Source organism: Streptomyces brasiliensis (assembly GCF_014647875.1).
Classification (GTDB): Bacteria; Actinomycetota; Actinomycetes; order Streptomycetales; family Streptomycetaceae; genus Streptomyces; species Streptomyces brasiliensis.
Map to the genome: position 1 here is coordinate 40,622 of NZ_BMQA01000052.1, position 6,533 is coordinate 47,154.

Annotated in this window: 6 protein-coding genes; 5 read left to right on the forward strand and 1 reads right to left on the reverse strand. The window is 70.8% G+C overall.

The window, feature by feature from the left end:
- Nucleotide 1 precedes the first annotated feature (1 nt).
- The 3 genes from IEZ19_RS39430 to IEZ19_RS39440 are packed head-to-tail and all read left to right on the forward strand — an operon-like array spanning nt 2 to nt 3,898.
- Nucleotides 2-670, forward strand: a complete 669-nt coding sequence (locus IEZ19_RS39430; protein WP_189316207.1) for a potassium-transporting ATPase subunit C — start codon at nt 2-4, stop codon at nt 668-670.
- Nucleotides 670-1,353: a response regulator gene (locus IEZ19_RS39435; protein ID WP_189316208.1), complete on the forward strand. Its 684-nt coding sequence runs from the start codon at nt 670-672 to the stop codon at nt 1,351-1,353. The genes IEZ19_RS39430 and IEZ19_RS39435 overlap by 1 nt, the downstream gene beginning before the upstream one ends.
- 1 nt (nt 1,354) lies before the next feature.
- Complete coding sequence (locus IEZ19_RS39440) at nt 1,355-3,898, forward strand: sensor histidine kinase (protein ID WP_189316209.1); 2,544 nt, start codon at nt 1,355-1,357, stop codon at nt 3,896-3,898.
- Between the two features lie 10 nt (nt 3,899-3,908).
- Here the strand turns inward: IEZ19_RS39440 and IEZ19_RS39445 are convergent, their stop codons facing one another.
- On the reverse strand, nt 3,909-4,442 hold the full coding sequence (locus IEZ19_RS39445) for a universal stress protein (protein WP_189316210.1): 534 nt from the start codon (nt 4,440-4,442) through the stop codon (nt 3,909-3,911).
- A gap of 343 nt (nt 4,443-4,785) precedes the next feature.
- Between IEZ19_RS39445 and IEZ19_RS39450 the strand changes: the two genes are divergently transcribed.
- Nucleotides 4,786-5,130: an SAV_915 family protein gene (locus IEZ19_RS39450; RefSeq protein ID WP_189316211.1), complete on the forward strand. Its 345-nt coding sequence runs from the start codon at nt 4,786-4,788 to the stop codon at nt 5,128-5,130.
- Nucleotides 5,131-5,145: 15 nt separating this feature from the next.
- Entirely contained in the window at nt 5,146-6,477 is a 1,332-nt protein-coding gene (gene lysA, locus IEZ19_RS39455; RefSeq protein WP_189316212.1) for a diaminopimelate decarboxylase, read from the forward strand.
- The last annotated feature ends 56 nt before the right edge of the window (nt 6,478-6,533 follow it).

A 6,533-nucleotide genomic window follows, 5' to 3' on the forward strand; every position in this document is an offset into this window, starting at 1 on the left:
CATGAACAACTCCATCACGAACACCGCCCGGTTGCTCGGGGCGGGCCTGCGAGCCCTCCTCGTGCTGACCGTGGTGACCGGCGTCATCTACCCGCTGGTCGTCACCGGCATCGCCCAGGGGCTGTTCAACAACAAGGCGAACGGCTCCGAGATCAAGTCGGACGGCCGAGTCGTCGGGTCGTCCCTGATCGGCCAGTCGTACAACCTGCCACTGAAGAAGGGGCAGGAGACGCCGGACCCCGACCTGAAGTGGTTTCAGGGCCGCCCGGCCAACGGTCTCGGCAGCAACAGCGTGAACACCCAGTACAAGCTGCTGCTGTCCGGCGCCACCAACCTCGCCGCCGACAACAAGGTGCTCGTCCAGCAGGTGAAGGACGCTCAGGCCGCCGTCGTCAAGGACAACTCGGTGCCCGGCTACACCGTCAAGGTGTCGCAGGTGCCCGCCGACGCGGTGACCTCCTCCGGTTCCGGCCTGGACCCGAGCATCTCCCCGCAGTACGCGGAGATCCAGGTCCACCGGGTCGCCGAGAAGAACGGGCTGCCCGTCGGGCAGGTGGAGAAGCTCGTGAAGGACCACACCCAGGGCCGCATGCTCGGCTTCATGGGCGAGCCTCGTGTGAACGTCCTCGAACTCAACATCGCGCTCAAGGAACTGATCAAGGGCAACTGATGACCCGAGTGCTGGTCGTGGAAGACGACCCACAGCTCGTACGGGCACTCGTGATCAACATGCAGGCACGCCGGTACGGAGTGGACGCGGCGCCCGACGGCGCCTCGGCCCTCCGGCTGGCGGCCGCGCGTCAGCCGGACGTGGTGATGCTCGACCTCGGACTGCCCGACATGGACGGGGTCGACGTCATCAGGGCACTGCGTGGCTGGACCCGGGTACCGATCCTGGTGCTGTCGGCGCGCCGGGCGTCCGACGAGAAGGTCGCCGCGCTGGACGCGGGTGCCGACGACTACATCACCAAGCCGTTCAGCATGGACGAGTTGATGGCCCGCCTCAGGGCCGCCGTACGCCGTACCGAGGACGGGCCGCCGTCCGCTGAGACGACCCTGGTGGAGACGGACGACTTCACCATCGACCTGCTCGCGAAGAAGGTGGTGCGTTCCGGCCGCGACGTGCGTCTCACCCCAACCGAGTGGCACCTGCTCGAGATCCTGGTCACCAACCCGGGCCGTCTCATCACCCAGAAACACCTCCTCAGTGAGGTTTGGGGCGGACCGCAGAGCAACAAGACCAATTACCTGAGGGTCTACATGGCCCAGCTCCGCCGCAAACTCGAGTCGGACCCCTCGCACCCCAGGTATCTGATCACCGAGCCCGGCATGGGCTACCGCTTCGAAGGATGACATGGCACGCGGCAGGCTTCGGATCTACCTCGGCGCGGCACCGGGCGTGGGCAAGACCTACGCGATGCTGTCCGAGGCCCACCGCCGGATCGAGCGGGGCACCGACTGCGTGGTGGCCTTGGTGGAGCACCACGACCGGCCGCGCACCGAAGTGATGCTCCACGGCCTGGAGCAGGTGCCGCGCAAGGAAATCGAGTACCGCGGCTCCGTGTTCACGGAGATGGACGTCGACGCCGTCCTCGCGCGCCACCCGCAGGTCGCCCTGGTCGACGAACTGCCGCACACCAACATCCCGGGCTCGCGCAACGCCAAGCGCTGGCAGGACGTGGAGGAGCTGCTGGCGGCCGGGATCGACGTGGTGTCGACCGTCAACATCCAGCATCTGGAGTCACTCGGCGACGTCGTCGAGTCGATCACCGGCATACGGCAGCAGGAGACGGTTCCCGACGAGGTGGTGCGGCGGGCGGACCAGATCGAGCTGGTCGACATGTCGCCGCAGGCGCTGCGCCGCCGTATGGCGCACGGCAACATCTACCAGTCGGACAAGGTCGACGCGGCCCTGTCCAACTACTTCCGCCCCGGCAATCTGACCGCCCTGCGTGAACTGGCGCTGCTGTGGGTGGCCGACCGGGTCGACGAGTACCTCAACGAATACCGCACTGAACACCAGGTCTCGAAGATCTGGGGCTCGCGCGAGCGGATCGTGGTGGGCCTGACCGGCGGTCCGGAGGGGCGGACACTGATCCGCCGGGCCGTACGGCTCGCGGAGAAGGGCGCCGGCGGTGAGGTGCTGGCGGTCTACATCGCCCGCAGCGACGGACTGTCGGCCGCCTCGCCGAAGGAACTGGCCGTCCAGCGCGCCCTGGTCGAGGACCTCGGCGGCACTTTCCACCACGTCGTCGGTGACGACGTCCCGGCCGCGCTGCTGGACTTCGCGCGCGGGGTGAACGCGACACAGATCGTGCTGGGTGTGTCCCGGCGCAAGGCCTGGCAGTACGTCTTCGGGCCCGGCGTCGGCGCCACGGTCGCCCGGGAATCGGGTCCCGACCTCGACGTCCACCTGATCACGCACGCCGAGGTGGGGAAGGGGCGCGGACTGCCGGTGGCCCGGGGCGCGCGGCTCGGCCGGTCGCGGATCGTCGCGGGCTGGCTGGTCGGTGTGCTCGGCCCCGCCCTGCTGACCCTTGTGCTGGCCGGTATGAGCCCGGCGATCGGCCTGGCCAACGACATGCTGCTGTTCCTGGCGCTGACGGTGGCAGCGGCCCTGCTCGGCGGACTCCTGCCGGCGCTCGCCTCGGCCGTGGTGGGCTCTCTGCTGCTCAACTGGTTCTTCACACCGCCGATCCACACGTTCACCGTCGCCGATCCGAAGAACGTCGTCGCGATCGCGGTCTTCGTCGGGGTCGCCGTGTCGGTGGCCTCGGTGGTGGACCTCGCGGCCCGGCGCACCCACCAGGCGGCCCGGCTGCGCGCCGAGTCGGAGATCCTCTCCTTCCTCGCCGGCAACGTGCTGCGCGGGGAGACCGGCCTGGAGGAGCTGCTCGAGCGGGTCAGGGAGACCTTCGGCCTGGAGTCCGTGGCCCTGCTGGAGCGCGAGGGGGACACGGCACCCTGGACGTGCGCGGGCAGCGTGGGGCTGCAGCCCTGCCAGTCGCCCGAGGATGCGGACGTCGACGTACCGGTTGGGGACCACATGGCGCTCGCGCTGTCGGGGCGGATGCTGCCGGCCTCCGACCGGCGGGTGCTCGCGGCGTTCGCCGCCCAGGCGGCCGTCGTGCTGGAGCGCCGGCGACTGCAGGAGGAGGCGGACCAGGCCAAGGAACTGGCCGAGGGCAACCGCATCCGCACCGCGCTGCTGGCCGCCGTCAGCCACGATCTCCGTACGCCCCTGGCCGGGATCAAGGCGTCGGTCTCCTCCCTGCGTTCGCACGACGTGGTCTGGTCGGAGGAGGACCGGGCGGAACTCCTGGAGGCGATCGAGGCGGGCGCCGACCGGCTCGACCATCTGGTGGGCAACCTGCTCGACATGTCCCGGCTCCAGACGGGCACGGTCACGCCCATCGTCCGGGAGGCCGACCTGGACGAGGTGGTGCCGATGGCGCTGGGTGGTGTGCCGGACGGCACCGTGGAGCTGGACGTCCCCGAGACGCTGCCCATGGTCCACGTGGACAAGGGGCTGCTGGAGCGCGTCGTGGCCAACGTCGTCGAGAACGCGGTCAAGTACAGCCCCGGGGGCGCGCCCGTCGTGGTCAAGGCGAGCTCCATCGCCGACCGGGTGGAGGTGCGGGTCGTGGACCGCGGGCCGGGCGTCCCCGACGAGGCCAAGGACCGCATCTTCGAGCCCTTCCAGCGCCACGGCGACTCTCCGGGCGGCGCCGGCGTGGGCCTGGGTCTCGCGGTGGCCCGTGGTTTCACCGAGGCCATGGGCGGCACGCTGAACGCCGAGGACACTCCCGGCGGCGGACTGACGATGGTACTGAGTCTGCCCCTGGCACCAGGGCGCCGACCGGAGCGACCAGACCTGTCGGCGGCGATGACCTCGTAAGCCGGTGCTGCTACAGCACATGCCGCGGATCCATCCGCAGCCGCCAGGTGTTGCGCCGGTGCACGGACGCCAGTTCGGACTCCAGTGGGGAGGGCGGCACCGCGAGGACCGGGCAGGTGGCGTGAGCGAGGCAGTAGCGGGTGACCCAGCCGGAGAAGGCGCGGTGCCAGCCGCGTCGCCCCGCGCCGACGACCAGGAGGTCGTCCTCGCGGCACGCGGTCTCCACGAGAGCGCGCCCGGGCGTGCCACGAACGATGAGGGCGTGCAGCGGTACGCCGGGCTCGCCGCCGCCGAAGACGTCATTGAGCACCGCGGCCAGTTGCCGCCGGGCCAGGCGCAGCCACTCGTCCACCATCAGGTCCGAGGCAGGTGAGCGGCGCGCCGCAAGCTCCCCGCCGGGCGGTTCCCACGCCAGCACGGGCCAGAGCTCGGCACCGCGCCTCCGGGCCTCTGCGGTGCCCCGGTACAGCGCCGTCACGCTCCCGAGCGAGCCGCTCACGCCGACCACGACACGAGGGACCTGGGGACCGTCGTCATCGGACATGACTTCACCGATCTTCGCTAGTGCCCGCGGGCATCCCCCGGGGCGGCTCCTGGCAGACAGGACCTCTTCCATCACACTCCCGGACGGGCGCCTCGACCAGTCCGCGGAGCACTTCTTGGCGTCCTTCTGATGGCCTCCGACTGCGTCAAGGGACCGGTCTGTCAGCAGCACGTCAGCGTTGCCCGGAACGCCGTCAGCATCCCGTCATGAGGCCTGGGTGACCAGTTGGGCCGGGCATAGCGTCGAGGACGAGCCCCGGTCCCGCCTTCCCGCGGCCGGGGCACATCAGCCACTCGTGCGGTCGATCCGTCGACGCACACCCGGATCCTCCAGGAGGCATCCCATGACAGAACTCTTGTGCGGTGAAGACCCGGAGCCTTCTCATCGCTCCCCGGCCGGGCCCCTGTACGTACCGGTCCGGCCGGGACCAGCGGGGTACGCGGCGCGGCTGTTCCGCACCCCCCTCGGTGACCGCACGGCGGTCGGTTTCACCTCCGCACACAACCTGGCCGCGACCCTCGGCCCCGACCAGGCCTGGATCCGTCTCGCCGAGCCCGCGCTGCGCGCGCTGACCGCTCCGCTCGGCATCACCAACCTGACGATCGACCCCCAGTTCTCGGCACCGGCCCCGTCGCCCGTCGCAGCAGTCCTGCGCGTCGCGCCCGCCGTGGCCCTGCGGGCCGCGTGAGAGGGGGAGTTCCCGATGACGACACTGCACGAACCCACCGTCACCACACCCGCCGACCTGACGGTGTGGCCCGCCTCCACCACCGAACCCCGGCCGGGCGACCTGGCCGTGGGCGGCGTGTCCCTCGCCGAGGTGGCGCACCGCTTCGGCACCCCGGTCTACGTCCTCGACGAGAGCGAGGTCCGCGAGCGCTGCCGCACCTACCGGCACGCCTTTCCCGACGCCGAAGTCCTCTACGCGGCCAAGGCGTTCCTGTGCCGGGCCATGGTCCACTGGATGGACGAGGAGGGCCTGGGCCTGGACGTCTGCTCGGCCGGTGAGCTGGAGCTGGCGGTGACCACCGGGTTCCCGCCCGAGAAGATCGTGCTGCACGGCAACGCGAAGTCGCCGCGCGACCTGGAGAGCGCGCTGCGGCTGGGCGTGGGCCGGATCGTGATCGACAGCCCGTCGGAGATCGCCCGGCTGGCCGCCGCCGTCGGCCCCGACGGCCACCAGAAGGTCATGGTCCGTGTGGTGCCCGGCATCACTGCGGGCGGCCACGAGAAGATCCGCACCGGCACCGAGGACCAGAAGTTCGGCCTGTCCATCCGCGACGGCTACGCCCAGCACGCCATCGCCCGCATCCTGGACCAACCGCAGCTCGAACTCACCGGTCTGCACTGCCACTTGGGATCGCAGATCACCAGCATCAAGCCGTATCTCGCCGCCGTCCGCCGGATCGTCGGGCTGATGGCGAGCCTGCACCGGCAGCATGGCCTGGTGCTGCCCGAACTCGACCTGGGCGGCGGCCACGGCATCGCCTACCGACCGGGCGAGGAGGCCCTCGACCTGACGACGCTGGCCCGCAAGGTGCGCACCGAGCTGGCCGAGTCGTGCGCGGCGGCCGGACTCGCCGTGCCCCGGCTGATCATCGAGCCGGGCCGGGCCATCGTGGGCCCGGCGGGCGTTGCTCTCTATCACGTGCTCGCCGTCAAGCGCACCGGCGACCACACCTTCGTCGCCGTCGACGGCGGCATGAGCGACAACCCGCGGCCCGCGCTGTACGGCGTGCGGTACGCGCCCCGCCTGATCGGCCGGTCCAGCGCCGCCCCCAACACCCTGGTGACCGTCGTCGGCCGGCACTGCGAGGCGGGCGACGTGCTCGCCTCCGACGTCGAACTCCCCGACGACGTACGCCCCGGAGACCTGCTGGCCGTACCGGTGGCCGGCGCATACCAGCTGTCCATGGCCTCCGGATACAACCTGGTCGGCCGCCCGCCGGTGGCCGCCGTGAACGCGGGCATCGCCAGGCTCCTGGTCCGCCGGGAGTCGCTGGACGACATCCGCAGCCGGGACGTGGGCCTCTAGTAGGGCTTTGTTAGGTCCGGTGGTGGGGTTCGGGGGTTGGTGCGGGTTGGCCGCAT

Excerpts from the sequence above, each read along its gene's own strand:
- lysA (WP_189316212.1), top strand. The coding sequence starts at position 5,146 with ATGACGACACTGCACGAACCCACCGTCACCACACCCGCCGACCTGACG.
- IEZ19_RS39440 (WP_189316209.1), top strand. The coding sequence starts at position 1,355 with ATGGCACGCGGCAGGCTTCGGATCTACCTCGGCGCGGCACCGGGCGTG.
- IEZ19_RS39435 (WP_189316208.1), top strand. The coding sequence starts at position 670 with ATGACCCGAGTGCTGGTCGTGGAAGACGACCCACAGCTCGTACGGGCA.
- IEZ19_RS39450 (WP_189316211.1), top strand. The coding sequence starts at position 4,786 with ATGACAGAACTCTTGTGCGGTGAAGACCCGGAGCCTTCTCATCGCTCC.
- IEZ19_RS39430 (WP_189316207.1), top strand. The coding sequence starts at position 2 with ATGAACAACTCCATCACGAACACCGCCCGGTTGCTCGGGGCGGGCCTG.
- IEZ19_RS39445 (WP_189316210.1), bottom strand. The coding sequence starts at position 4,442 with ATGTCCGATGACGACGGTCCCCAGGTCCCTCGTGTCGTGGTCGGCGTG.